At 70.1% G+C, this 26,410-nt stretch carries 21 protein-coding genes and 1 pseudogene; 10 read left to right on the top strand and 12 right to left on the bottom strand.

What is annotated here, in order from left to right; all coding sequences use genetic code 11:
• Positions 1–420 precede the first annotated feature (420 nt).
• Together C8D87_RS32905 and C8D87_RS32900 are read right to left on the bottom strand one after the other, a co-directional pair.
• The gene (locus C8D87_RS32905) at positions 421–1,299 is read right to left on the bottom strand and encodes an ArsR/SmtB family transcription factor (protein ID WP_170166662.1); all 879 of its coding nucleotides are present in this window, start codon (positions 1,297–1,299) and stop codon (positions 421–423) included.
• Positions 1,300–1,436: 137 nt separating this feature from the next.
• Positions 1,437–1,949: a TetR/AcrR family transcriptional regulator gene (locus C8D87_RS32900; protein ID WP_170155201.1), complete on the bottom strand. Its 513-nt coding sequence runs from the start codon at positions 1,947–1,949 to the stop codon at positions 1,437–1,439.
• A 124-nt stretch (positions 1,950–2,073) separates the two neighbouring features.
• Between C8D87_RS32900 and C8D87_RS32895 the strand changes: the two genes are divergently transcribed.
• Both C8D87_RS32895 and C8D87_RS32890 read left to right on the top strand, forming a co-directional pair.
• Positions 2,074–3,441: an MFS transporter gene (locus tag C8D87_RS32895; protein ID WP_233442406.1), complete on the top strand. Its 1,368-nt coding sequence runs from the start codon at positions 2,074–2,076 to the stop codon at positions 3,439–3,441.
• Between the two features lie 67 nt (positions 3,442–3,508).
• The gene (locus tag C8D87_RS32890; protein WP_112229582.1) at positions 3,509–4,579 is read left to right on the top strand and encodes a Gmad2 immunoglobulin-like domain-containing protein; all 1,071 of its coding nucleotides are present in this window, start codon (positions 3,509–3,511) and stop codon (positions 4,577–4,579) included.
• On the opposite strand, the gene C8D87_RS46310 is transcribed toward C8D87_RS32890, so the two are convergent.
• A complete protein-coding gene (locus C8D87_RS46310; protein ID WP_170155202.1) occupies positions 4,576–4,737 on the bottom strand; it encodes a hypothetical protein in 162 nt (53 codons plus the stop codon). The two genes, C8D87_RS32890 and C8D87_RS46310, sit on opposite strands and share 4 nt — an antisense overlap.
• A 19-nt stretch (positions 4,738–4,756) precedes the next feature.
• Between C8D87_RS46310 and C8D87_RS32885 the strand changes: the two genes are divergently transcribed.
• Positions 4,757–5,368, top strand: coding sequence for a hypothetical protein (locus C8D87_RS32885; RefSeq protein ID WP_109640158.1), 612 nt, complete (start codon positions 4,757–4,759; stop codon positions 5,366–5,368).
• Here C8D87_RS32885 and C8D87_RS32880 read toward each other — a convergent pair.
• The 5 genes from C8D87_RS32880 to C8D87_RS32860 all read right to left on the bottom strand — a co-directional run bounded on the left by C8D87_RS32880 (position 5,358) and on the right by C8D87_RS32860 (position 10,265).
• A complete protein-coding gene (locus C8D87_RS32880) occupies positions 5,358–6,497 on the bottom strand; it encodes a glycerate kinase family protein (protein ID WP_233442405.1) in 1,140 nt (379 codons plus the stop codon). The genes C8D87_RS32885 and C8D87_RS32880 overlap by 11 nt on opposite strands.
• Before the next feature lie 5 nt (positions 6,498–6,502).
• On the bottom strand, positions 6,503–7,969 hold the full coding sequence (locus tag C8D87_RS32875) for an SLC13 family permease (RefSeq protein WP_170166661.1): 1,467 nt from the start codon (positions 7,967–7,969) through the stop codon (positions 6,503–6,505).
• Between the two features lie 61 nt (positions 7,970–8,030).
• Positions 8,031–8,684, bottom strand: a complete 654-nt coding sequence (locus C8D87_RS32870) for a response regulator transcription factor (RefSeq protein ID WP_109640160.1) — start codon at positions 8,682–8,684, stop codon at positions 8,031–8,033.
• Positions 8,681–9,982: a sensor histidine kinase gene (locus tag C8D87_RS32865; protein WP_233442404.1), complete on the bottom strand. Its 1,302-nt coding sequence runs from the start codon at positions 9,980–9,982 to the stop codon at positions 8,681–8,683. The genes C8D87_RS32870 and C8D87_RS32865 overlap by 4 nt, the downstream gene beginning before the upstream one ends.
• Before the next feature lies 1 nt (position 9,983).
• Positions 9,984–10,265, bottom strand: a complete 282-nt coding sequence (locus C8D87_RS32860; protein ID WP_112229580.1) for a hypothetical protein — start codon at positions 10,263–10,265, stop codon at positions 9,984–9,986.
• Positions 10,266–10,384: 119 nt separating this feature from the next.
• Here C8D87_RS32860 and C8D87_RS32855 point away from each other — a divergent pair, with 119 nt between their 5' ends.
• From C8D87_RS32855 to C8D87_RS32840, 4 genes are read left to right on the top strand one after another with little or no spacing between them, the layout of a single operon-like run.
• Complete coding sequence (locus C8D87_RS32855) at positions 10,385–12,943, top strand: glycoside hydrolase family 97 catalytic domain-containing protein (RefSeq protein WP_112229579.1); 2,559 nt, start codon at positions 10,385–10,387, stop codon at positions 12,941–12,943.
• On the top strand, positions 12,943–15,825 hold the full coding sequence (locus C8D87_RS32850; RefSeq protein WP_112229661.1) for a discoidin domain-containing protein: 2,883 nt from the start codon (positions 12,943–12,945) through the stop codon (positions 15,823–15,825). Before C8D87_RS32855 ends, C8D87_RS32850 begins: the two co-directional genes overlap by 1 nt.
• Positions 15,818–17,284, top strand: a complete 1,467-nt coding sequence (locus tag C8D87_RS48125; RefSeq protein ID WP_233442403.1) for a glycoside hydrolase family 88 protein — start codon at positions 15,818–15,820, stop codon at positions 17,282–17,284. Before C8D87_RS32850 ends, C8D87_RS48125 begins: the two co-directional genes overlap by 8 nt.
• 16 nt (positions 17,285–17,300) lie before the next feature.
• The gene (locus C8D87_RS32840; protein ID WP_109640164.1) at positions 17,301–18,095 is read left to right on the top strand and encodes an alpha/beta fold hydrolase; all 795 of its coding nucleotides are present in this window, start codon (positions 17,301–17,303) and stop codon (positions 18,093–18,095) included.
• Here C8D87_RS32840 and C8D87_RS32835 read toward each other — a convergent pair.
• On the bottom strand, positions 17,987–18,508 hold the full coding sequence (locus tag C8D87_RS32835; RefSeq protein WP_109640165.1) for a metallophosphoesterase family protein: 522 nt from the start codon (positions 18,506–18,508) through the stop codon (positions 17,987–17,989). The two genes, C8D87_RS32840 and C8D87_RS32835, sit on opposite strands and share 109 nt — an antisense overlap.
• A 71-nt stretch (positions 18,509–18,579) precedes the next feature.
• On the opposite strand from C8D87_RS32835, the pseudogene ku reads away from it, so the two are divergent.
• A pseudogene (gene ku, locus C8D87_RS32830) lies at positions 18,580–19,383 on the top strand (non-homologous end joining protein Ku); the annotation flags it as partial.
• Positions 19,384–19,437: 54 nt separating this feature from the next.
• Here ku and C8D87_RS32825 read toward each other — a convergent pair.
• Positions 19,438–20,085, bottom strand: a complete 648-nt coding sequence (locus C8D87_RS32825; protein ID WP_233442402.1) for a PP2C family protein-serine/threonine phosphatase — start codon at positions 20,083–20,085, stop codon at positions 19,438–19,440.
• A gap of 68 nt (positions 20,086–20,153) precedes the next feature.
• The gene (locus tag C8D87_RS32820; RefSeq protein WP_112229577.1) at positions 20,154–21,095 is read right to left on the bottom strand and encodes a helix-turn-helix transcriptional regulator; all 942 of its coding nucleotides are present in this window, start codon (positions 21,093–21,095) and stop codon (positions 20,154–20,156) included.
• A 40-nt stretch (positions 21,096–21,135) separates the two neighbouring features.
• Between C8D87_RS32820 and C8D87_RS32815 the strand changes: the two genes are divergently transcribed.
• Both C8D87_RS32815 and C8D87_RS32810 read left to right on the top strand, forming a co-directional pair.
• Positions 21,136–22,212 carry an epoxide hydrolase family protein gene (locus tag C8D87_RS32815; protein ID WP_112229576.1) on the top strand — a complete coding sequence of 359 codons (1,077 nt, stop codon included), beginning with the start codon at positions 21,136–21,138 and terminating at the stop codon, positions 22,210–22,212.
• Between the two features lie 42 nt (positions 22,213–22,254).
• Positions 22,255–24,864: an AfsR/SARP family transcriptional regulator gene (locus C8D87_RS32810; RefSeq protein ID WP_146771937.1), complete on the top strand. Its 2,610-nt coding sequence runs from the start codon at positions 22,255–22,257 to the stop codon at positions 24,862–24,864.
• Here C8D87_RS32810 and C8D87_RS32805 read toward each other — a convergent pair.
• On the bottom strand, positions 24,844–26,391 hold the full coding sequence (locus tag C8D87_RS32805; RefSeq protein WP_112229574.1) for an outer membrane protein assembly factor BamB family protein: 1,548 nt from the start codon (positions 26,389–26,391) through the stop codon (positions 24,844–24,846). The genes C8D87_RS32810 and C8D87_RS32805 overlap by 21 nt on opposite strands.
• Positions 26,392–26,410: the final 19 nt, after the last annotated feature.

Raw genomic sequence — 26,410 nt, 5'->3', positions numbered from 1 at the left:
CCCAGGCGCAGCAACAGATCGCAGGCGACGCGGCGTTCGGCCGTGCGCAACGAGCCGAGCGCGCGTTCGTGCACCCGCCACCACAGTTCGGAGGCGAGGTCGACGGGGAACGTCGTCATGTCCACGCCGACTCCGTCGAGCCGCCCCCAGCTCGCCGCCGTGAGCAGCCGCAGCTGTGCGGACGGTGGCGGTTCGAAGCGGGGCACACCCGCCGAAGTGCCCGTCACGAACGCCTGAGCCATGGCGTGTGTGATCTTCGCGTGCAACGGCGAAGTGGCGACGGGAGCGGAAAGGCCGGCGTAGACACCGCAGGCGACGGGGACCTGGGCGGTGAGCAGTGCCCGCAGCCGGGTGGCCAGCGCGCGAGGGCTCGGGTCGGTGCGGTACCGCGGCAACGCGGTCATGCGGGCCTCCCGGGGGTCAGTTGAGCAGTTCCCAGCCGCGTCTGGTCAGGCGGTGACGGACCGACCGGCCGTTGCGGTGGGTGGACACGAACCCCGCGGTGCGCAGGGCGGTGGCGTGCTGCGACGCGGTGGGCAGGCTGATGCCCACGTGCCTGGCGAGCTCGGTGGTGGTGCGTTCGGACGTCAGCGCCCGCAGCACCAGCGTCCGGGTGCGCCCGAGGGCCAGTTCGAGGCTGGCGCCGCTCGGCTGCGGTGGCGCCGCGGGGTAGAAGAGCAGCGGCTGCGGTTCGGCGAACATCGACACCGCCGGGCGGGTGAGCCCGTGCAGCACCGGCACGATCAGCATTCCCGTGCCGCGCAACGAGATCTCGGTGTCCCAGCCCAGTTCGACGTGCAGGGCGGGCGAGTTCCACGAGATCGACGGGTGGAGTTTGCCGAGCAGATCCCCCAGCCCGCGCGACACCGCCTGCGACGACCGCAGCCGCACCTCGGCGTCGAACGCCTGGCGCGTCTCCGGCCAGTTGTTGCCCAGCAGGTCGCGGAAACCCGCGTTGAGGGCCGACCTCAGGTCCTGCCGCGAGGTCGGAGTGCCGGCCGCGAACGACCGCAGCCACGGCGAGGTCGTGCCCAGCATGCTCGCGATCTGGTCGCGCACCCGCGTCGAGGGCACGTCGAGCACCTGGCGCACGGCCTCGTCGAAGTCGGGTCGCGCGGAGTTGAAGAAGTCCGGGATGAACCGGCCGGGCCTGATCAGCTCGGCGAGCGGGCGGATCTGCGGCAGCAGCAGGCGGTCCCAGCTACCGCCGTGCACCGTGAAGACCAGCTCGTACATCGGCAGCGGCGCCGGCGCGAACCGGGTGCGCGCGAGATCTTCCAACTCGAAGAGAATCGTCAACCCGCGCCCCTTGGGCACGGATTCGGACAACACTATCGGCATTTGCTTCCCCCCGGAGTGCAACCACTTCCGACGGTACGCAGTTCTCGTTGTCCAGTCTCAGCGTTGTTCCACTTGACAACGATCGGTGGACAACGTCAGACGAGCGGCCCGGTCTGCTCGGTGAGCTTCAGCAGCAGGTCACGGGTGTGTTCGCGCTCTTCGGGTGTCTCCTGACCGCGCCACAGGAGATCTGCCAGCGTCACTCCGTCGAGTGCACGTGAAATCAGGTCCGCGCGTTGTTGATGAAGCCCGTCGGAATCGATTTGCTGGCGCCAGCGGGCCGCGGCGACATCCAACCGCTGCTGCAGTTCCGGGACGCCGAGCAACGCCGTTACGACAGATGGGTGAGACCACAGCTCGTCCGTCGTGAACGTCGCCCGGATGTGCGCGCGGGTCCACCGGCCCGGCGTGTCCTCCGGTTCGAGCAGGCTCTCGACCATCACGTCGTAGTGGCCGAACCACTCGTCGATCAGGCCGACGAGCAACGCCTGCTTGGTGCGGAAGTGGTGCAGCAGGCCACCCTTCGACACGCCCGCTTCCCTGGCGACGGCGTCGAGGCTGACTCCGGGCCCGTGCGTGATCAACGCGCGCGCGGCCGCTTCGATCACTTCACGGCGAGTGCGGGGCGCATTGCGTTGTTCTCCAGGCACGAGGTCAACCTAGTGGTTGCTCAGCCGACCGTCCAGACGGTACGTTGATTTGCAGACCAGATGGTCGGCTAAGGGGGATCTCGTGCGGAAGTGGGCAGCACTGGGCGTGCTCGCGCTCGCGTTGTTGTTGATCGCGGTGGACGCCACGGTGCTGGCGCTGGCGATTCCGGCGCTCGGTCGTGACCTGGGGCCGTCGCCGGCCGAGGTGCTGTGGATCGGCGACATCTACTCGTTCGTGCTCGGCGGTCTGCTCGTCACGATGGGCACGCTCGGCGACCGGATCGGCCGCAAGAAGCTGCTGCTGACGGGCGCTGCCGGGTTCGGGGTGGCGTCGCTGCTCGCGGCCTTCGCGCCGTCGGCGGGCTGGCTGATCGTGGCTCGCGCGCTGCTCGGCGTGGCGGGCGCGACGATCATGCCGTCGACGCTGTCGATCATCCGCAACCTGTTCACCGACCCCGTGGAGCGCACACGGGCGGTGGCGGTGTGGGCGGCGATGGCGACGGCCGGTGCCGCACTGGGCCCGCTGGTCGGCGGGATTCTGCTGGAGCACTTCTGGTGGGGTTCGGTGTTCGTCATCAACCTGCCGGTGATGGCGTTGCTGCTGGTGTCCGGCGCGTGGTGGCTGCCGGAGTCCCGCGACCCCGATCCGGGCCCGTTCGACCTGGTGTCGGCACTGCTGTCGGCGGTGGGCGTGGTGCCACTGGTGTACGCGATCAAGGAAGTCGCGCTGGTCGGCCCCACCTGGACGGCACTGGTGGCGGGTCTGGTGGGCGTGGCCGGGGTGTGGTTGTTCGTGCGGCGGCAGCAGTCGTCCGCGCACCCGATGATCGACGTGGCGCTGTTCCGCAGGCCGGCGTTCAGCGGTGCCGTGGGCGCCAGCATGATCGCGATCTTCGCCCTGACCGGGCTGGTGTTCTTCCTGTCGCAGTACTTCCAGAACGTGCTGGGCCACTCGCCGCTGGAGGCAGGTCTGCGGGAGCTGCCGCTCGGGATCGCGGGCATGCTCGTGGTCGTGGTGATCGGGCGGGTGGTGCGGTGGCTCGGCCTGGGCCGGGCGATCGCGCTGGGCCTGCTGGCCAGCGCGGCCGGGCTGGCGATCGTCGGGTTCTCCGCGGCGTACGGCGCGATCGCGGTGGCGTTGGTGATCGTCGGTGCCGGGGTGGGCCTGGCGCTGACGCTGACGACGGACGCGGTGGTGTCGGCCGTGCCCGCGGACAAGGCCGGTGCGGCGTCGGCGGTGTCGGAGACGGCGTACGAACTGGGCGCGGCGCTCGGCATCGCGGTGCTCGGCACCGTGCTGTCGGCATGGGCTCGCGCGGGCACGTTCACGGAGGCGATGCAGGGCACGGCACTGGTCGCGGCCGGGCTGCTCGTAGTGGCGTCCTTCGTGGCCTACCGGCTCGTTCCCGAGCACCGCGAGGCGGCCGAACCCGCGGTGGAACGGCGCTGACGCTGCGCTCGCACCGGGTCTGGGCGCACGCTTGTCTCAGCACTCGGGGGTGTGACGGGAGAAGCCGATGAGCTGGTTCAGGAGCAGACGACAGCTGTGGCTGGTCATCGGCGTGGTGACGGGTGTGGCCGTGCTCCTCGGCGGCGTGCTGATCGCGCTGAGGCCCGATCGGCAGCAGCCTCCCGGCACAGCCCCTGTCACGGAACAGACCGCGTTCTCCGTGTACTTCCACCGCGGCGACCCGGCCGCGGTCGTGGCCGTACCGCGCTCGGTGCCGAAGACCCAGATGGTCGCGACCGCCGCGTTGAACGAGTTGCTGGCGGGTCCCACGGTGGCCGAACGCGAAGCGGGCTACTGGTCGATGTTCGTGCCGGGCACCGCGAAGTCGCTGAAGAGCGTGCAGATCACGGACGGTGTGGCGCACGCCGACTTCACGGACTTCAGCACGATCATCCCGAACGCGAGCTCGAGCACCGGCAGCGCCGCGTTGCTGGCCGAGCTGGACGCGACGCTCAAGCAGTTCCCGACGGTGCGGTCCACCGTGTACTCGTTCAACGGCGACGTCGCGGGGTTCTACCACTGGCTGCAGGTCACTCCCCCGGACACGCCGGGCGACCAGACGGGCGCGGTGGCCGCGGGCAAGCGGTTCCTCGTCGAGGTCGCCGGGATGCGGACGGCGTTCGAAGGGCCGTTCCGGTGGACCGGTGACAACCTCGCCGAGGCGACGTACTACCCACCGTCCCCGAACGACAGCACCCAGCCGGTGAGGACACTGCCGACGGCGGTCGGGCTGTCACGCGCGGGTGGCCGGTGGCTGGTGGCCGGCACCCGCTCGGACGTCATCCTGGTCGACACGCCGAAGACCGGCGAGGCGGTGTCGTCACCACTCGTCCTGACCGGACGTGCCCACGTCTTCGAGGGCAACGTGACGGTGCGCGTCGTGGCCGAGACGGACGGCGGCACGGCCGAGATCGCCAAGAGCTTCGTCACCGGCGGCGGCGGCGACGCGCCGGCCCCGTTCCGCGGTGAGATCACCTTCCCGCGGCCGGCCGGCGGCACCGGATGGGTGTTCTTCCAGGAGCACTCGGCCGCGAACGGCGAGGTCGTCCTCACCACCGCGGTGCGGGTGACGTTCTAGCCGGCGGTCTTCGACGCCTCGGCCAGACGTTCCTGAAGACGTTCCCTGACCTGGTCCGGGGTGTAGGCGGCGCGGCGGCGCTGGTCGCGGGCCACCAGCACACCGCTCGCCGCGACACCCGCGAACGCGGCGATGCCGAGCACCTTCCAGAGCTTCATGTGCCTAGGCTACGTGGTCATGGCGATAACCCTGGACGAAGCCGTCGAACTGACCCGTACCGGTGACGTGTGGGTGTTCCGCGGTCGCAGCGCCGCGGACAGGGCGATCCAGGCGATGACGAACAGCCCCGTGAACCACGTGGGCATGGCGATCGTGCTGGACGACCTGCCGCCGTTGATGTGGCACGCCGAGCTCGGCAAGTCGCTCAAGGACATGTGGAGCGGCACGCACCAGCGCGGCGCCCAGCTGCACGACCTGCGCGACGCCGTGGTGACGTGGCACGACAAGTACAAGCAGCGGGCGTGGCTGCGGCAGCTCGACCACCCGGTGACGCGCGAGATGGAGGACGCGGCACTGCGCGCGGTCGCCCGGCTCGACGGCACGCCGTTCCCCTCGACCGCGCGGCTCGCGTCACGCTGGCTGCGCGGGCGGATTCCGTTGCGGGACAAGGCGGACGCTACGCTGGAGAGCGCGTTCTGCGCGGAGATCGTGGCGGTGACGTACGCGGAGATGGGACTGCTGCCCCACCGCCGGCCGAACTGGTACGACCCCGGCCGATTCTGGAGCGGCGACGACCTCGACCTGCTCGGCGGCGCCCAGCTGGGCAAGGAGATCGAGGTCACCGTGTGAGGGCCGCGCCGACGAGCACCAGCCGCAGCGTGCGTTCGGTGGCGTCGGTGAGGAGCTCGGCGGTCCTGGCGATCGCGACGTCCAGCTCGACGGGCGCGGCGATGATGCTGGTGTAGGCGTCGATGCCGACGTCGTGGTTGACGCGGGCGTCGGCACCGATCGTGCCGGCCAGCGCGATCACCGGTTTGCCGTGCTTCTTCGCCCTGCGCGCCACCTCGGCCGGCACCTTGCCGTGCGGGGTCTGGCCGTCGATGGCGCCCTCCGCGGTGATGACGAGGTCGGCGAACGGCAGCCGTGCGTCCAGATCGGAGTGTTCGAGGATCACGTCGAAGCGCGGCACGAGGGTCGCGCCCAGCGCCGCGTGCAGTCCCGCGCCGAGCCCGCCGGACGCGCCGCCACCGGCGATGGTCCGCACGTCGCCGAGCAGATCCGCCCAGTTGTCGAGGGCATCAGAGAGCTGCTCGACCTGCCGCGGCGTCGCCCCCTTCTGCGGACCGAACACCCGCGCCACACCACGCTCGCCGCACAGCACGTTGTGCGGGTTGCACGCCACGGTGATCTCGACCTTGTCGAGCCTCGGGTCCATTCCGGACAGATCGAGCGTGCGGGCGTTGACCAGTGCCGCTCCCCCGTGCCCGATCTCGTCGCCGTTGGCGTCCTTGACACTGGCACCCAGCGCCTGCAACGCACCCGCGCCTCCGTCGGACGTGCCGGAGTCGCCGCAGCCGACGAGGATCCGGTCGACGCCGAGGTCGAGCGCGGCCTTGATGAGCTCGCCCACGCCGTACGTGGTCGTGCTCGCCGGATCGCGATGATCCTTCGGCACCAGCCTGAGCCCGGCTGCGGCGGCCATCTCCACCACGGCCGTGCGAGGTCCGGGACCACCGAGCAACGCGAAGTGCGACGGTACCGGCTCACCGATCGGCCCGGTCACGAACGTGGGGACGACCGTGCCACCGGTCGCCTCGGCGAGCGCCTTGGCCGAGCCCTCTCCGCCGTCGACGAGCGGCGCCTTGTCGACGATCGCGCCCGGCACGACCCGGTGGATGCCCGCGGCGATGGCGTCGGCGACGGCACACGCGTCGAGAGATTCCTTGAAACCGCTGGGAGCAACGAGAAAACGCATCATCGACCTCATTTCAGTGGTAGGCCGAGGTACGGCCAAAGCAGGACGGCTGCCGCGAACACGAGCAGCCCGGTGACCGGGGCCAGGACCGCGGAGAGCTTGAGCAGGTCCTTGGGCCGGTAGGCGTCGGAGAAGAGCGCGACCGGTTTCGCGGACGACGTGAGCGTGTGGCAGAAGCCGGCCGCCGCGGTGGAGGCGAAGGCGAGGGCGGCGGGGTTCATGCCGGCCGCGAGCGCCAGCGGGATGACGATCGGGATGAGGACGCTCGACCGGGCCGACCGCGACTGGATCACGAGGTGGGCCGCGAGGCTGACGCCGATGACGGTGGCGAGCAGCCGCAGGTCCGAACCGCCGCCGAGGTAGCCGGCGGCGAGGTCGGCGGCGCCGGACTTGATCAGGGCTGTGCCGAGCGCGGTGGTGGCGGCCATGAAGACCAGGAGGGGCCACGGCACCTCGGCGAAGGCTGCTTTGAAGGTGGTGGTGCCGAGACGGGGTGCGGTGATGAGGAGGGCGCCGGTCAGGGCGGAGACCTCGGGTGGGATGTGGTGCCAGGGCTCGGTGAGCCAGGCGGCGGAGACTGCGAGGACGACGGTGAGGGCGGTCCACTCCTGCCGGGTGAGGGCGGGGGTGCGGCGGCGCCATGACTTCGCGGCCGATGTGCCGTCGGCGCGGGGCTGCTCCGGAGTCTCCAGAGGCGGCGGCGCGAGTTCGAGCGTCCGGAATTGTCGGTGCTGCGTGGGAGAATCAGAACAGGGGACCCCTGGGAGGGGACCCTCGCTCCGCGCTGCACCCACGAGGGCGGGCACGCGCATCTCGACGGTGGCCTGTTCCGCGGCGACCTCCACCTGCAGCGGCCTCGCCCGGTCCTCCCGCGTGGTGAAAAGCCACAACACGATCTCGGCCGTCAAATGCGCGCTCACCACGGCCAGCGGCACCCCGAGCAGCAGCCACCACCCGAACCCGATGCCGTGCCCGGTCGCCGTCTCCAGCAGCGAGTTCGTGATCAGGTGCGCACCCGCCCCCACCAGCGTGGCCACCGCGGTCAGCAGAATCACCGACGGGAACAGCACGCCAAGCGCGCGCACGACCCGGCGGCGGTTCTTCAAACCCTCGGCCAGTGCGCCGAACACCGGGAGCGCCAGCGCCGCGCGGCCGGACGTCGAGGGCACGAAGAACGCCGACAGCAGCAGACCGAGCGACACCAGGTGGGCCAGGCCCCGCACGGTCCGGGCGCGGCCCACCAGCCACGTCGCCAGGCGGGTCGTCAGGCCGGATGCCGTCACGCCCGCCGCGAGCACGAACGCCGCGAGCAGCAGCCACGTCGTGGCGCCGCCCAGAGCGGCCAGCGAGGAGGCGGGCAGGACGCCGAACAGCAGCAGTGCCGCCACGGCCGCCAGGGCGACGAACGTGTCGTCCAGCGGCGTGCACACCCACAGGAGCACCGCCACCCCGAAGACCACCAACGTCAGAATCACGGGAACCAGAGTGCGCGGCCAGGCTGATCCACAGGTGAGGCGACGATGAAAGAGCCTTCATCTAGACGAGGCGATACCCCATCCCCCGCACGGTTTCCACCCGCGAGGCACCGATTTTCCTGCGCAGCGAACGAACGTAGACGTCGACCACATTGGACCCCGGATCGAAGTCGTAGCCCCACACGTGCGAAAGGATCTGCTCACGCACCAGCACCTGGCCCGGATGCCGCAGGAACAGTTCCAGCAGAGCGAACTCACGGGCGGTCAGGTCGACCGGGCCGGACGGCAGCACGGCCTGGCGGGTGCGCAGGTCCAGGGACAGCGAGCCGGACGACAGCACCGTGGCCTCGGGCACACCGGGTGGGCGCAGCCGCAGCCGGACGCGGGCCAGCAGTTCCTCGAAGCGGAACGGTTTGGTCATGTAGTCGTCGGCGCCACCGGACAAGCCCGCCACCGTGTCGTGCACCGAGTCGCGTGCGGTCAGGATGATCACGGGCGTGGCGACCCCTTGTGAGCGCAGCGAACGCAGCACCGAGAAGCCGTCGATGTCGGGCAGGCCGAGGTCGAGCACGACCAGGTCGAAGGACGCGGCCCACGACAGGGCGTCCGCACCGGACGACACGACCGATGTGGTGAAACCGTTGGCGCGCAGGCCCTTCTCCACGAAGGAGGCGATGCGTTCCTCGTCCTCGACGATCAGGATCCGGCCGGTCATCGCGGTACCTCCACCACAAAAGTCGCTCCCTCGCCGGGAACCGAAAGCACTTGAACGCGACCGCCGTGGGCTTCCGCGATGGCTTTCACGATCGGGAGGCCCAAGCCGGTCGAACGGGAGAACAGCAACGACTCGTCACGCACGCCTGGACCGGAATCGGCCACCCAGAAGGAAACCACACCATCCACAGAGGACCCGAAATGGATCGTGGAGCCGCGAGAGGTGTGCTTGACCGCGTTGGAGGCGAGCTGCACGAGAGCCTGGGTCACGCGTTGGGGATCGAGCACCGCCTCGCCCTCCGCGATCGACTCCAGCACCCAGCGACGATCCCCCAGCGCGCGCAGCTTCGCGTCGATGTCGCTGGTCAGCTCGGGGAGGCTGGTGGGCACCGGGCGCAGGAAGTCCGGGCGTTCGGACTTCACCAGCAGCAACAGGTCCTCCACCAGGCGGGCCATGCGGTCGAGCTCGTCGGTGCACAGACGGACGACGGCGGCGCGTTCGGACGGGTCGTCTCCCAGCAGTTCCAGGTGGCCGCGGACGATCGTGATCGGGGTGCGCAGTTCGTGGGAGGCGTCGTCGAGGAACTGGCGCTGCAGCCGGAAGGAGCGTTCCAGGCGGTCGAGCATCGAGTTGAACTGCTGGGCCAGCGCGGCGACGTCGTCGTTGCCGGACACCGGGATGCGGCGGGTCAGGTCGTCCTCGGTGATCTCGGCGGCGGCCTGGCGGACCATCCGCACCGGCGCGAGGATCACGCCCGCGACGAACCACGCGATCAGCGCGGCGATCAGCAGGCCCGCCAGCGACACCAGGACGAGCACCCGCAACGTCGAGTGCACCGGGGCGAGCACGCCGTCCTCGAAGTAGCCGGTCACGAACCACATGTCTGATCCGCCGGCGGTAGCGTGCACCTTCGCCCAGCGGAACGGGCCGGCCGGGGTGGACGCCACTCCCCACGGCGCGCTCGCCGACGTGATCGTGCCCAGCACCGCGCGGTCGTTCTCCAGCGCGTACGTCACCTCGGAGCGCTGCACCAGCACCTTGCCGGCCGGGAACACGGCGAAGTGCGCCTCGTGCTCGTCCGGGTACTGCAGGCGCAGGTGGGCCTCGGCCACCGTCCGCGTGCCGCCGGGGTGGGTTTCGGCGTAGGTGCTGAACTCCGTCGTCTCCTGCTCCAGCGCGCGGTTCACCCGGTCCTCGACGTCCACGAGCAGGAACCGCCACACCACGACCACGACGGTCGCGAGGACGAGTGTCATCAGGCCGAGGAGCCAGCACATGATCTTCACGCGTGCGGGCACGTCAGTCGTCCTCGTCGTCTTCGAGCGGCGGTGGCGGCGGCAGTACGGAACTGGGCGTCGGGGTGTAGGTGGGCACGGGCGCGGGCGTAGGCGTTGGCGCGACTGAACGTCCTATCTGGACGTCGGGCGCGCGCACTTCCGGTGGCACCGGCCGCACCACGGTCAGCACGAGCAGCACGGCCGCCAGAGCGCACGCCACGCTGAGCACGGCCACGAGGACCGTGCCGGTGCGGGCGGACGGCAGCATGCGACCGAGCCTGCCCGGCGAACCCGCGTCCCTCATGAGACCAAGATGAAGATCTCTTCATCTGTCCGCAAATCGACTGATAAATATCAGCCCCTTGACCGGGACAGGACGGCCCCAACACGATGAGAGCGGTCTCACCCTGGGAGATGACAACGATGTCACGACTGTTCGCGATCGTGCTCGCCCTGCTGTTGCCCGCCGTGCCCGCCACCGCCGCACCCACCGGCTGGACTGTCACCGGTCCAGGCCAGATCACCGCAAAAGTTGCCCTGACCAGCGGAAATCTTACGCTGGCCCTGCAGAGACATGGCAGAACCGTCCTGCAGCCGGCATCCGTCGGCATCACGACGACCACCGCTGATCTCACCAAAGGCCTGACCTTCACCGGCCGCTCTGACCGCGTTGTCATAGAGCGCTACGAGATGCCCCACGGCAAACGGCTGCAGCGCTCCACCCGGATGACCGAGACCAAGCTCGGCTTCCGCAACGCCGCGGGCAGCTTCCACCTGGTCGTCCGCGCCGCCCCGGACGGTGTCGCCTACCGCTACGTCCTCCCGAACGCCGCGACGGTCACCTCCGAGACGTCCAGCTTCGCCGTGAACCCCGGCTCGAAGGCCTGGCTGCTGCCCTACAACGCCTGGTACGAGGCCAACCGCGTCCGCACGACGGCGGGCGAGGCCAGCGGCGACTTCGGCTACCCGTCGCTCTTCCAGACGGGCGACGACTTCGCGCTGCTCACCGAGTCCGATGTGGACGGCCGGTACGCGGGCAGCAGGCTGCGCAAGGCGGGCACCGGCTTCCAGGTCGTGCTGGCCGACCCGCAGGTCGAGTCGACGGGCACCACGCCGTGGCGCACCGCGATCGTCGGCGACCTGACGACCGTCAGCACGTCCACGCTGGTCGACGACCTGGCCACCCCCGCGCTGTTCAACGACAGGAGCTGGATCAGGCCGGGCAAGGTCGCGTGGTCGTGGCTGAGCGAGCACTCCAGCCCTGGCGACTTCGCGCGGCAGAAGCAGTACGTGGACTTCGCCGCGAGGCATGGCTGGGAGTACGCGCTGGTCGACGAGGGCTGGAGCGCCCAGTGGGTGCCGGAGCTGATCCGCTACGCCCGCGCCAGAGGCGTGGAGATCCTGCTGTGGCTGCGCTGGAGCGACCTCGACACCCCGCAGGAACGCGACACCGTGCTGCCCAGGATCAAGCAGTGGGGCGCGAAGGGCGTGAAGCTCGACTTCATGGAGTCCGACTCGCAGGACCGTTACCGCTGGTACGACGCGGTTCTGCGGAAGACCGCCGACCTGCGGCTGATGGTCAACTTCCACGGCTCCACCATCCCGCACGGCCTCGCCCGCACCTGGCCGCACGTGCTCACCATGGAAGCCGTGCGCGGCGCCGAGAACTTCCCGCCCGCCGCCAACAACCCCGTGCAGTTCTTCACCCGCAACGTCGCGGGCTCGATGGACTACACGCCGGTGTCGCTGGAGGTCGGCACCAAGGAGGCGACGATCGCGCACGAAACCGCGCTGCCGGTCGTGTACGAGTCGGGCTGGACGCACTTCGCCGACAAACCCGAGGCCTACGAACGGCATCCGCAGGCGTTGCGCTACCTCGACCAGCTGCCGACGGTGTGGGACGAGACGAAGCTCCTCGACGGCGATCCCGACACCCACGCCGTCGTCGCCCGCCGCAACGGCGACAGGTGGTTCGTCGGCGGCATCGCCACGCAGGACCGGACTCTGCGCGCACAGCTGGGTTTCCTCGGCGGCGGGCAGTGGCTGGTCGAGACCGTCCGTGACCCGGCGACCAGGGCCGACGTCGTGCGCGACCGGCAGGTGCTGCGCAACACCGACACCCTCGACGTCCCGGTGCGGCGCAACGGCGGCTTCGCGGCGGTCATCTGCCGCAACCGGCCGGGCCTGCAGACGTGCGACCAGCCGATCCGCCAGGTCCCGAAGACCACGCTGACCGTCACGCCGGCTGCACCCGTCGACGCCGGGAAGGGCTCGGCCTTCGAGGTCACCGGTACGTTCACCAACGGCGACCGGCAGATCCGCGACGTCGCGCTGACGGCCACCGCCCCCGAGGGCTGGACGGTGTCCGGCGCGACCGTGGAGCGCCGCAGGATGGCGCCGGGCGAGTCGATCACCGGTCGCTGGCGGGTCCAGGTCGGCGCGCAGAGCCCGATCGGGCTGGTGGACGTGCCGGTGGTCGCCACGTTCGGCGACGGCGTGCACGTCGAGCAGGCGGTCAGGGCGTTCGTGCCACCACCGGTGCCCGCGAACGGCGCGTACCTCAGCGATCTGCCGTTCATGAGCGAGACCAACGGCTGGGGCCCGGTCGAACGCGACCGCTCCAACGGCGAGAACTCCGGCGGTGACGGCAATCCGCTGTCCATCGGCGGCGTCACCTACGCCAGGGGAATCGGCGTGCACGCGCCGTCCGAGGTGTCGGTCTACCTCGGCCGCGGCTGTGAGCGCTTCACCGCCAAGATCGGCCTCGACGACGAGACCAGGGAGCCGGGTTCGGTGGCGTTCCAGGTGTTCGGCGACGACAAGCTCATCCACGACAGCGGTGTCCAGAAGGGCAAAGCCGCGGCGATCCCGATCGACGTCGACGTGACGAACGTCCGGATGCTCAGCCTGCGCGTCACCGACGGCGGCGACGGCCGGAACTTCGACCACGCCGACTGGGCGGAGGCTGCGCTGAAGTGCTGATGAATCGCAGACAGTTCCTTTACGCGACCGGACTGCTGACACTCGCGCCCAGCATCTCGCTCGCCCAGCTGAAGGACACGTACTACGAGGTGCTGCTCAGGCACACGAGATGGGCGGAGACGCAGTACGACCCGGTCGCGGGCCGCTACCGGCGCACGGACTTCGGGTTCGCGGTCGTGCTCGGCAACGCCGTTCTGCTGACGCGCGGCAACTACGACGCGGCGCTGGCTGGCATCGAGAAGGACGTGCTGCGTCAGCACACCCTCGCGACGATCAAGCACTTCGCCGCGAGCAACGTGCTCGCGGGCGGCACGGAGTGGGGCAAGACCCTGTTCTGGGACACCACGTTCCAGTCGTACTTCGTGCTCGCCGCCCGCCTGCTCTGGCCCGACCTGGACGCCGCCACCCGCGCCGACGTGGAGACGATCGCGCGCGGCCAGGCCGACTACACGACCTCGCTCGGCACCGGCAACGACCCGCGCTCGGGCGGCTGGACGCCGAACGGCCTGACCGGCGGCTACCGCGGCGACACCAAGCTGGAGGAGATGGGAGTCTACGCCCAGTCGCTCGCGCCGGGACTGGCCTGGCACGGCGACGGACCCGGCTGGCGGGAGGCGTTCGGCCGGTGGAGCCGCAACGAGGCTGGGCTGCCCGCCGCAGACCTCGCCAATCCCTCCACAGTGGACGGCGTGCCGATCTCGGCGAACACCGCGGCGAACCTCCACGACACGTTCATCGTGGAGAACCACGGCTCGTTCGGACCGCACTACCAGTCCGAACTGTGGCGCACGTCCGGCCGCAACGCCGTGCACTTCCTGCTCGCCGGTCGTCCCCTGCCCGAGGTGCTCACGAAGCAACCCAACGGCGAACTGTTGTGGCGCACCATCCTCGCCACCATGAGCGACGCGGGCGAGCCGTTGATGCCCATGGTCGACGACCGCGAGCACCTGTACGGCCGCGACGTCATCCCGCTCGCGTTCCGCTCCACCGTGCTGCGCGACCCGATGGCGGCCTTCGCGGAAGCCGCGCTGGCGTCCCGGCTGCTCGCCTACCAGGCGCATCCGCCGGTGTACCGGCTCGCGAAGTTCTCCGGTGAGGCGAAGTACGAGCCGGAGGCACGGGCAGAGCTCGCGATCAGCTACCTGCTGCACGAACTCCGTCCGCCGGTGACCCCGGTTCCTGACTTCTTCGCACGTGCGGCGATCACGATCGACCACGGCGCCGACCCCGGACTGCTGACCCACCAGTCCGCGGCGGCGTGGGCGGGCACGGTGACCAAACCCGGGTTCACGAAGTTCGCCTGGCAGCCCGCGCACGACGACTGGCTGTTCAAGATCAGCGGCACCACCCCGATGCTGCTGCCACCCGCCACGGTCACCAAGCGCAATGCCGTGGTGCACCAACAGGTTCGCGACGGGTTCGACGGCACGGCGAGCCTGCTGGCGTTCGCGGACGGGTTCGCCGGCACCGCCACGCTGCCCACCGGGACGATCGTGTGCGCTCTCCCCCGGCCCGGCCGGGTGGACGTGCACAACCTGGCGATGACGGGGATGCCAGGACTCACGGGTTCCCGCACCTACACCGGTGCTTCCGGCCGCGTGACAGTTCGCGCGCGCGAGGCCTTCCGAGTCGATGAGCTGACGTTCCCAGCCACGACCGCACGTCACGTCCGGATGGTCGGCGTGCGTCCGCATCCCACGTACGGCTACTCGTTGTTCGACTTCGACGTGGAAGGCGATCTCGCGCGCGGAAAGCCGACCACGGCGTCGTCCTTCGACACGGGCATGGAACCGGGCAAGGCCACGGACGGCAATCCGGCCACGCGCTGGGCGGTCGCACGGGCGGAGCGCGGCCGTGCCGACAGCTGGCTCGCGGTCGACCTGGGCGCTGCCACGACGGTGAGCCGCGTGCGGCTGCGCTGGGAGACCGCGGCGGCGGGCGCCTATCGGGTCGAGACGTCGATGGACGGCGCCGGGTGGACGACGGTGGCCGAGCATCCGCGACCGGACCTCAGCACGGCCGGCTGGCTCGACGTGGACGGCCGGGCGGGGTTCGTCGCGCGGGCGGCCGATCCGATAACCGTGCACGGCGACACGATCAGCGTCCCTTCAGGGATCGTGGAAGGTTACGTTCGCGCCGATCTACGGGCTGTCGCCGCGAATCCGGCACCTCAATGCCCTCCATCAGTACAGGCGAGCACGGCAGACGGCTTCCTCACCCTCTTCAACCTGTCGAACGCCGACGTCACCGGCACCGTCCGCCTCCACGGCACCCGTCTCTACCGAGGCACTCAGCTGACCACCACCAACGGCACCGGCTACGCCCTCACCCTGCCCGCCGCCACCGCACGGATCGAGCCACCGTGGTTCACCGCCCGACACATCCCCGCGGGCATCACGGCGATCGTGCACGACGGCCGTCGGGTCACGTTCCGCGGCGGCCCCGCCCGGTTCACGCTGACCCACCGCGACGGCACCACCATGTCGATCGTGCTCGGCCAGGCCGAGCGCACGGTGACCATGCCGCAGGCGAAGCCGTTCCCGTTGAACGACCTCGCGCTGGGCCGGGTCACGTTCCCCAACTCCGTCCTGCCGCCCGGCATGACCGACCCGGCCGCCGCGGTCGACGGCCGGCAGAACACCTCGTGGACGCCAGGCCGTGACGGCCGCATGGTCGTGGACCTCGGGTCGGTGTACGGCATCAGAGTCGGTCTGAAATGGACAGACGGCCCGGTCCCGCCGCACACCATCACCTGCAGCACGGACGGAAAGACGTACGGACAGGCAACCGTCGCCAGGTACGTGGCCGTCTCGACCGGATGGCGGCCAGGACACGCGTCGCTCAGAAGCCTCTCGGTGACCGGAGGAGATCCTGTTGGCTGACAAGAAAGCCGTGTGGCTGGTCGCGCTCACGATCACCGCACTCGCGACACCGGCAGCGCAAGCGGCGACCACCGTGTACGAGGCCGAACACGCCACCCGCAGCCAGGGCGTCGTCGAGTCCAACCACGACGGTTACACCGGCACGGGTTTCGTCAACTACGACAACGTGATCGGCAGCGCCGTCGAGTTCACCACCTACACCTCGCACGCCAGGCAACACGACCTCGTCTTCCGCTACGCCAACGGCACAACGACCGACCGGCCGATGGAAATCACCGTCGACGGCACGCCCACCACCGTGCCGTTCGGGAGCACCGGCGCCTGGACGACGTGGGCGACGAAGACACTCACAGTGCAGCTGTCACAAGGAACCCACACGATCCGCGCCACCGCCACGACTGCAGAGGGCGGCCCGAACCTCGACTCGCTGACCATCGCGAACGACGTCGAGGCACCGCGCCCGCGTGACTGGTCGACGGCCGTGGTGGACTCGACGATCGCCACCCGTCCCGCCACGTCGCTCGGCCTGAGCTACACCGACACGTTGTTCCTGCACAGCGTGTACCTCGTCCACCGGCGCACCGGCCGCTACCTCGACTACCTCAAGGCCTGGGGTGACGCACGGGTGCGCGCCGACGGCAGCACCGGCAACCCTTACAACGATCTCGACAGCATGCTGGCGGGCAACATCTTCCTGGACCTCGCGCAGGCGACCGGCGAGGAGCGCTACCGGCTGGCCGCCCAGCGCATCCGCGACCGCATCGCCACCTACCCGCGCACGTCCGACGGCGGCCTGATCCACAACGTCGCGTTCACCGGTCAGCTGTGGGCGGACGGCGTGTTCATGGTGCAGCCGTTCCTCGCCCGCGCGGGCGACGTCGACACCGCGACCCGGCAGCTCTCCATCTACTACCGGCACCTGAAGAACCCGGAAGGCCTGCTGCGGCACGCCTACTCCGAGCACACAGGACAGTCACCGGAGGTGTGGTGCCGCGCGGTCGGATGGTTCGGCATGGCCACAGTGGACGTGCTGCGGCACGTACCGCGCACCCACCCGGCCCGCGCCGAGCTGATGGAGATCGTCCGGCACCTCGCGGACGGCTACCGGCGTTTCCAGGACCCCAGCGGCCTGTGGTTCCAGCTGCCGATCAAGCCGGACCTGGCGGGAAACTGGCTGGAGACCTCGTGTTCGAGCATGTACGCGTACACGATCTCGCAGGCTGTGGAACAACGTGTGCTCAGCCCGTCGTACCTCCGGGTCGCCCGGAAGGGGTACCGCGGGGTGCTCTCCCAGGCCTCCATCGGGTCGGACGGCCGCACCGCGATCGCGGGCATCAGCGTCGGCACCAGCGTGGGCGACGAGGCCTACTACCTGCGCCGAGCCCGTGCGGTGAACGACTTCCACGGCCTGGGCGCGTTCCTGCTCATGAACGAAGAACTTGGTTTAGCTCCTAAGTAGTCGGCAACCCAGTGACATGTTCGACGGATTGCGATCCGCCGCACGCGAAAGCGTGGTCAGGGCGTTGTGGGACGTGCCGAGGCTGCTGCGCCATCCCGTGTGGCGGAGCGCGGATCCCGGCCAGGGCAACGGACTGGGCGTCGTGCTCGTGCCCGGTTTCGGTGCCGGTGAGGCAAGCCTGGTGCCCGCCGGCTCGTGGCTGCGGGCACGCGGCTACCGCCCGGCGAGCTCTGGTGTCGGGTTCACCGTCGGGTGCACCGCGGAGCTGCTGAAACGGCTCCTGCACAGCACCGAGAAGCACGCCGAGCACACTGGACGTCCGGTGGTGCTGCTCGGCCAGAGCCGTGGCGGCGGCCTCGCGCGTCTCGCCGCCGCCCGGCGCCCCGACCTCGTGCACGGCCTGGTGATGCTGGGCAGTCCCGTGCTGGACCCGTTGGGCGCGCACCCCAACGTGCTGCGCATCGCGAGGTTTCTGGCACGACTGGCTTCCGCGGGCATTCCCGGGTTGCTGGACGACGACTGCATGCGAGGGCCGTGCTTCGAAGAGCACGTGAAGGACCTCGCCGAACCGCTGCGGGTACCCGCCATCTCGATCTTCTCACGTTCGGACGGAATCGTGCCCTGGCAACTGTGTCAGGACCCGTACGCCGACTGCGTCGAGGTGCACAGCACGCACACCGGCATGGGGTTCGACCCGAAGGTCTACGAGCTGCTCGGCCCGCGGCTCGCGGCCTGGGCGACCGGCACGATTCGCGCGTTCACAAGCTCACCGTCCACAACGTCCAGCAGCCCGATCGTGCAGTGCGGCTGACGGCGCTTGTCCGTGGGAGAACCGGGGTTGAAGACGCGGAACCCGTCTTCTTCCTCGTCCCACGGGATGTGCGAGTGACCGAAGACGACGAGCCGGGCAGCGGGGAACCGGCGGCGCATCCGTGCCAGCCGGCCGGCCTTCTGCCCGCTGTCGTGGATCATCGCTACCGGCAGGCCCTCGATGTCGAACTCGGCGGTCTCCGGTGCACCCCACGCCACCACGTCCGGCCCGTCGTTGTTGCCGCACACCGCGATCACCGGCGCGTACTGCGCCAGCTCGTCCAGCACGGGAGCCACGCAGACATCACCGCCGTGCAGGATCAGGTCGGCGGACCGCAGGTGCGAGGCCACGTCTGGAGGGCACCGCTTCCAGAACCGCGGCGCGTGGGTGTCGGACAGCACGACCACTCTCACACCTGCAGACCGTAGCAAGCTCACACGTCCGCCCGCGGTTTGAACGAGGCGGAAGCGGGTATTCCGCGCGCATGGCACGGGCGATCTGGAGCGGGTCGGTCAGCTTCGGGCTGGTGAGCATCCCGGTGGAGCTGTACAGCGCGACCGAGGACCACACGGTGCACTTCAACCAGTTCCAGCGCGGGACCTCCGACCGCATCCGCTACAAGCGCGTCAACGAGCGCACTGGGCGTGAGGTGCCCTACGACAAGATCGTGAAGGGGCACGAGGTCGACAACGGCGAGTACGTGATCGTGGAGCCCGAGGAGCTCGACGACATCGCTCCCGGCCGGTCGCGGACGCTCGACATCGAGGCGTTCGTGGACCTCGACGAGATCGACCCGGTTTTCTTCCAGAAGACGTACTGGCTCGGCCCGGCCAAGCCCGAGTTCTCGCGTCCGTACCTGTTGCTGGCGCAGGCGATGAAGAAGACGAACCGGGCGGGCATCGCGATGTTCGTCATGCGCGGCAAGCAGTACCTCACCGCGCTGAAGGAGGACAACGGGATCCTCGCCGTGCACACGTTGTTCTTCGCCGACGAGATCCGCAAGCCGGAGGACGTGCTGGACGTGACGCCCGAGGGACGGGCCCCGCGCGGCAAGGAGCTCGACATGGCGGTGTCGCTGGTCGAGTCCATGGCCGACGACTGGCGGCCGAAGAACTACCGCGACACCTACACCGAACGCGTCAACAAGCTCATCAAGGACAAGCAGAAGGGCCGCGAGATCGTCGTCGAGGCCGAGCCGCCGGAGGCCACGGGGGTCGTGGACCTCATGGAGGCGTTGCAGCGCAGCGTCGAGGCGAGCAAGAAGAAGCGGAGCGGCACCAAGAAGAAGGCCGGTTAGTGGCGTGGCCCGGAACGTTGCCGGGCAACGTCCCGGGCCACGCCACTAGCTCACCACTACCGCCGTGGCGTTGTCCGTCCCGCCCGCGTACAACGCCGCCCGCACCAACCGGTCGGCCGACGCGTGCCCGGCCATGATCGCCTCGATCCCGTCGTGCCCCAACGGCCCGTAAACGCCGTCCGACACGAGAACGAGCCGCGGAGCCCGCGTCCCTGCTCGCCCGATGTTCTCCCGCGTCGCGTGCCGGACGGTGTTGGTCACGACGTGCTCCAGCCGTGGCTGCGGCACCACACCGCGCTCGCGGAAGTACTCCGCCACCGTGTGGTCGGTCGTGAGCTGCACGAGGTCCTCACCGTTCGACGCGTACGCACGGGCGTCACCGGCCCACGCGACGTCGAAGCCCCCGTCCGGCCGGGCGACGGCCACCACGATGACGGCGTCCCCCGTGTGCACTTGGAGGGCGTCACGCGCGGCCAGGACAGCGGCAACCGGGTCGGCGAGAAGAGCTGCGGCCTGCGCGGCGGCGTGCGCGGCTTCGGCGGCCGCGGTGGAGTCGCCCACCCCGTCGGCCACGACGAAGGTGCGGCGGCCGTTGGTGGCGTACGCGTCGGCGTTGTGCGCGCGCGGTCCACGGTCCGACGCGTAGGTCACGGTCAGCGCGGTACCGAGTGGCATGGTGCGATCGATCAGCATGGCGACCTCCCTGACTCCACTGAGCCGCGCGTGCTTAGGAGTCTGCTGTCAGCACCCTGAGAAATTCTCTAGAACTTCGCCGCCCGACGAAACCGCTCCGCCGCCCGGATCAGCGCTGCCGACAGCTCCGGCGGGGAGACGACCTCGAACTCGACGGTGATGCTCGCGAGCATGAACACCACGTCGTCCATCGTCTCGCCTCCCACGCGAACGTCGCACGACGTTTCGTCGACAGCGAAAACCTCGCCGTAGCTGCGCCACTCCGAAGCCTGGGAAGCGGGCACGCTCAGTCGCACCACGCCCTGCACTGGCCACCGGTTCGCCACGCGAGCCGCCACGAACGCCCCCGCATCGCCGCCCGGAATCTCACGCGGCGTGAACCGGGCACCGAACGGGGTCCGCACGCTCATCCGATCGAGCCGAAATGTCCGCCAGTCGCCTCGCAGCACGTCCCACGCGACCAGATACCAGCGACGACCCCACGTCACCAGCCGGTGCGGCTCGGCCTCGCGCAGGGACTCCTCCCCCGTGTGACCCACGTAGGAGAAGCGGATCCGCTGCCGGTCACGGCACGCGGTGCCCACCAAGGTCAGCAACGACGCGTCCACGGAAGGCGCCGATCCCGTGTGCGGCACTGTCGCGATCTCCAGGGCCGCCACCTGGTGCCGCAACGCGGACGGCAGCACCTGCTCGACCTTGAGCAACGCGCGCACGGCCGTCTCACCGATGTTCTCGATGCCGCTCGCGGTTCGCAGCCCGACGGCCACGGCCACCGCCTCGTCGTCGTCCAGCAGCAACGGTGGCAGCCGCGCTCCCGGTCCGAGCCGGTAGCCGCCGCCGGACGTGCCCATCGACGCGTGCACCGGGTAGTCGAGCTCACGGAGCTTGTCGATGTCACGCCGGACCGTGCGGGTGGTGACGCCGAGCCGGTCCGCGAGCTCCGCACCGGACCACTCACGGCGCGACTGCAGCAGCCCGAGCAACTTCAGCAAACGAGCAGAAGACACTATAGGACCATATCTGTCCTACAGTGCTCATAGCGTCGTCAGCATGAAACCGTTCGAGATCAACGTCCCGCAGTCCGACATCGATGACCTGCACCGCCGCCTCGACCAGACCCGCTGGCCGGACTCGCCACCGGGCGCGAGCTGGGCCCAGGGCACCCCGAAGGACCACCTGCAGGAGCTGGTGCGGCGCTGGCGGGACTTCGACTGGCGGGAGCAGGAGCGGCGGCTCAACAAGATCCCGCAGTTCCTCACCGAGATCGACGGCGCCCAGCTGCACTTCGTCCACGTGAAGAGCCCGAACCCGGACGCCGAACCGCTGCTGCTCACGCACGGCTGGCCGTCGACGTGCTTCGCGTTCGAGGAGATGATCGAGCCGCTGAGCCGCGACTTCCACCTGGTGATCCCGTCCGTGCCCGGCTTCGGGTTCTCCGGCCCGACGCGCGAGCTCGGCTGGACCATCCCGCGCGTCGCCGACGTGTTCTCCGAGCTGATGAAGCGCCTGGGATATGACCGCTACGTCGCGCACGGCTACGACTTCGGCGCCATGCTCACCCGCTACCTCGGGATGCGGGACGAGGTGCGCGCGATCCACGTCAACCAGATCTTCTCCGCGGGAGTGACGGCCGAGACCGCCGACATGGAGGTGGAGGCCGAGCGCAGGTCCGTGGAGAAGGCGTTCAAGTACGAGTTCAAGCAGTCCGGGTACGTGGCGGTGCAGTGCACCCGGCCGCAGTCGATCGCCTACGGGCTGACCGACTCCCCGGTCGCGCAGCTGGAGTGGATCGAGTGGGCTTTCCACACGTGGAGCGATCCGGAGATCGGCGTGCCGGTGGACGCGCTGCTGACCGACGTGTCGATCTTCTGGTTCACCCGGACCGCGGGCTCGTCGGCGCGCTACTACCAGGAGGGCGACGACACCTGGGGCGAGTTGGAGCCGGAGTCGCCGACGCCGACCTCGGTGTCGGTGTTCCCGCACGACGTGGGTGTGCCGATCCGGCGAATGGCCGAACGCAACCACAACATCGTGCGGTGGACCGAGATGGAGCGCGGGGGTCACTTCGCCGCGATGGAGGTGCCCGAGCTGATGGTGCGCGAACTGCGAGAGGCTTTTCTTTTGTGACGGTCTCGCGAGGACCGAACACGCCCGACTACGGTGATCAACGTGCGGTTCACGGTCTTCGGCGGGGTCTCGGCGTGGGTGGACGGCCGCGCGACCGAGTTCGGTCCGACGCGGCTGGGCGCTCTGCTCGGTGTGCTGCTCGTCGACGCCGGCAGGGTGGTCGGGCCCGACGAACTGGTCGAGCGCGTCCTGGGTGACACGCCACCGCCCCGTGCCCGCGCGATGATGCAGACGTGGCTGACCAGGTTGCGGCAGACGTTGCCCGGCCTGATCGAGCGCGAGGCCGGCGGGTACGTGGTGCGGGTCGATCCGCTGGAGATCGACCTGCACCTGTTCCGCCACCTCGTGCGCACCGGCAGGACCGCGGAGGCGATCGCACTCGCGGACGCGGAGCTGCTGTCCACACTGGACACTCCGTGGGCGCGGCAGAGGCGGCGGGACTTCGCCGCAGAGCTGCTGGCCGCACAGCTCGACCACGTCGACGCGCGGCTGAGCTCCGGCGAGCACGCGAAGCTGGTGCCGGAGCTGCAGGTGCTCGTCGCCGAACGCCCGTTGGACGAACGGATCGCCGCCCAGCTGATCGAGGCGTTGCACGGCAGCGGCCGCACCGCCGACGCGATCAGGCACTTCGAGCTGCTCAAGGCGCGCCTCGCGACCGAGCTGGGCGCCGAACCGTCCCGGCAGCTCACCACCCTGCACCGGCGGCTGCAGGCGGCGTCGGCGCCGCGGCAGCTGCCCGCGCCGCCCAAGCCGTTCACCGGCAGGGCGCTGGAGCTCGCGGAGCTGGACCAGGCACCGAACGGCGTCGTGGTGATCACCGGCACCGGCGGGGTCGGCAAGACCTCGCTCGCCGTGCACTGGGCACACCGGGCCGCGGCACGGTTCCCCGACGGTCAGCTCTACGTGAACCTGCACGGCTTCGGGCCGTCCGGCGCGGCGCTGAGTCCCGGTGACGCGCTGCTGCGGTTCCTGTCCGCGCTCGACGTGCCGCGCGCGAAGGTGCCGCACGACCTGGCCGGGCAGGCGGCGTTGCTGCGGGACACGCTCGCGGACAAGCGGGTGCTGATGCTGCTGGACAACGCGACCGACGCCGACCAGATCGAGCCGTTGCTGCCGCGCACCCCGAACACGCACGTGGTGGTCACCAGCCGGACCGCCCTCAAGCCGACGCACAAGGCACGTTCGCTGCCGCTGGGCCTGCTGCCGCCCGACGACGCCCGCGAGCTGCTGACCGCCCGGATCGGCCACGACCGCGCCCAGGCCGAACCGGAGGCCGTCGACACCGTGGTCCGCCGCTGCGCCCGTCTGCCGCTGGCGCTCGCGCTCGCCGGAGCACGGGCGGCGACGCAGCCCGAGTTCCCGCTGGCGGCGCTGGCGGACGAGCTGGCAGACCTCGACGCGTTCGCCGACGACGATGACGTCACGGCGGACCTGCGCTCGGTGTTCTCCCACTCCTGCAGGGCGCTCAGCCCTCCCGCACTGCGCCTGTTCGGGTTGCTCGGCCTGATGCCGGGTTCCGACATCAGCCTCGCGGGCGCCGCTTCCCTGGCTGGGCTGGGACTGCCGAAGACGGAGGCGCTGCTCGCGGAACTGGCCAGGGCGAACCTGCTCGACGAGTCCGAACCGGGCCGGTTCACGTGCCACGACCTGCTGCGCGACTACGCGGCGGAGCTGGCGCACGCCGGGGAACGCGACGAGGCGCTGCACCGGTTGCTCGACCACCTCGCGCTGACGGGGGTCGAGGCGGGCGTCGTGTTCACCCCCAGCCGCCACCGCCCGGCCACCCCGCAGCCGGCACCGGGCGTGGTGGTCACGCGGTTCGGCACGCACGAGGATGCGTTCGCGTGGCTGATGGCCGAGCACCCGACGCTGATGTCGGCGATGCCGCACGGCACCCCGGCGCAGACGTGGCTGATGGGCTGGTCGCTCGCGGACGTCCTCGACCGCCAGGCGCACTACCGCGATCTGCTGGCGTCACAACAACTCGCCGTCGCCGCGCTGGAACAGCTCGACGACACCGACGGCCTGGGCCGCACGCTGATCAACCTCGGCCGCGGGCTCGCCAGGGTGGGCAGGCTCGACGAGTCGACGGCCGCGCTCGAGCGGGCGTTCGAGGTGTACGAGGGCAACCCGGCAGGCCAGGCGGGAGTGCTGCTGAACATCGCGATGCTGTGCCCGGACGACCGGATCCCCGAGGCGCTCGAGCACACGCGGCGCGGTCTCGCGTTGTTCGAGGAGTGCGGCGACGAGTACGGCCAGGCCAACGCGTTGACCGGACTCGCATGGGGCTACGGCAAGATCGGTGGGTACGCCCTGGCCGTCGAGTACGCCGAGCGCGCCATGAAGATGTGGCAGGCGATGGACCACGTCATCGGCATGGCGGAGACGTGGGACAACCTCGGCACCGGCTACCAGGGCCTCGGCGACCACGAACGCGCGGCGCACGCGTTCACCCAGTCCTCCAGGTACTTTCGGCTGGGCGGCGACCTCCGGCTGGAGGCCGAAGCCCACGAACAGCTCGGCGACACCCATCTGGCTGCGGGTGACGCCGAGCAGGCTCGCCGTGCCTGGCAACGATCTCTCGACCTGCGCACCGGAGCCGGTCTGCCGGCCGGGTCCGTGCTTGCGAAGCTACAAGCCGAACGCCAGTAGCACGTGCCCGTGCGGGTTCACGTAGTCCGACACGTAGCCCGACTGCACGTAGACCATGCCGTTCGACACCACCGCGCCCGTGCCCGGCCCCGCCATGGCACCGCCGCGCCCGGTCAGGCCGTTGACACCGCGGACGTCCTGGATCGTGTCGTGGGTCCACAGGATCCTGCCGGTCTTCGAGTCGTACGCGCGGAACTTGCCGTCCTGCGCGCCCAGCCACACCACGCCGGGTGTGCTCGACACCGGGACACCGTGCGCCGGAGCGCAGCCGGGCTGACCGGCCGCACCGCCCGTGGAGCACCCGTCTGCGGGCGCCGGGGTCTCCCACAGCACGCCGCCCGTCGCCGGGTCCACGGCGAACAGCTTGCCGGGATCGGCGGCGTAGGTCGCGATGTAGAGCCGCTCGCCGTCGTAGCTCGATCCCCACTGGATGCCGCCGATGCCACCGCTGGGCCACGGCACACCCAGCTGCCGGCGCCACACGACCTGCCCCGTCCTCGCGTCGAACACGTGGTACACGCCCGACTTCTGGCCGACGCCGACGAGCTGACGCCCGTTGACCTCGAACAGGTTCGGTGTCGCGCCGATGTCGTAGTCGAGGTTGGTGTTGTCCTTCAGCCCTGGGCAGTAGCCCTCGGGATCCGGTTCGTTGCAGGCCCACCGCCACGTGTCGGCGTCGGTGACCTGGTTGGTCCACTTGACGGCGCCGGTGCGGGCGTTGAGCGCGAGCAGCGAGTCGAACTCGCCGCCCTTGCCGGTGTAGTTCTGGCCGGTGCCGACGTAGAGCGTGCCGGTCTTGCGGTCGATCACCGGAGAGCTCCACACGCCGACGCCGGACGGCTCGAACCGCTTGGCGCCGTTGGGCCACGTCCCGACCTCGACCGGTTCCGGCACCGTGTAGTGGCGCCAGACCAGCGCGCCGGTGTCGATGTCGTAGGCGTCGATGTGACCGCGGAACGTGCAGCACGCGTAGTCACGCGGCAGCACGTTCTCACTGCTCGACGTGCCCACGTACACAAGTCCGTTGTGGACGATCGGCGAGCTGGTCGTCTGCGCGGCGACGGTGTTGTCCATCTGGGTCTGCCAACGCTGTCGGCCGGTCCGCTGGTCGAGCGCGAAGAGCCGTCCGTTGCTGTCGCCGAAGAACACCTTGCCGTTGGCCACCGTCGGGCCGTCGGAGTTGTACGCGAACCGGCTGGCCGGTGGGAGTGTGAACTCCCACTTGGCTTTGCCGGTGCGCGCGTTGCGGGCGTAGAACTTGCCGTCCGGGGCGCCGAAGTAGATGGTGTCGCCGACGACGGCCGGCTGACTGCGGACGATGTAGGCCCCGCCCCTCTCGTAGGCCATGGCCCACTTGAGCTTGAGCTTGCCCACGTTGTGCTGGTTGATGCGCCACTCCGCGGCGTTGTGCCGGGAGCCCCTGAGGTCCTTCTGCCACCCGGCCCAGTCGCCGTTGGCGTGCGCCGTAGCGGGTGCGGCGGTCAGGACTGCTAGCGCCGCGGTGAGCAGCGCTGTGGTCTTGAGCATGGAATTTCCCCCTTCCGCC

This window comes from Lentzea atacamensis, assembly GCF_003269295.1.
GTDB lineage: Bacteria > Actinomycetota > Actinomycetes > Mycobacteriales > Pseudonocardiaceae > Lentzea > Lentzea atacamensis.
Note: the sequence above shows the minus strand (reverse complement) of the source record. Positions and strands in the feature narration are given on the sequence as shown.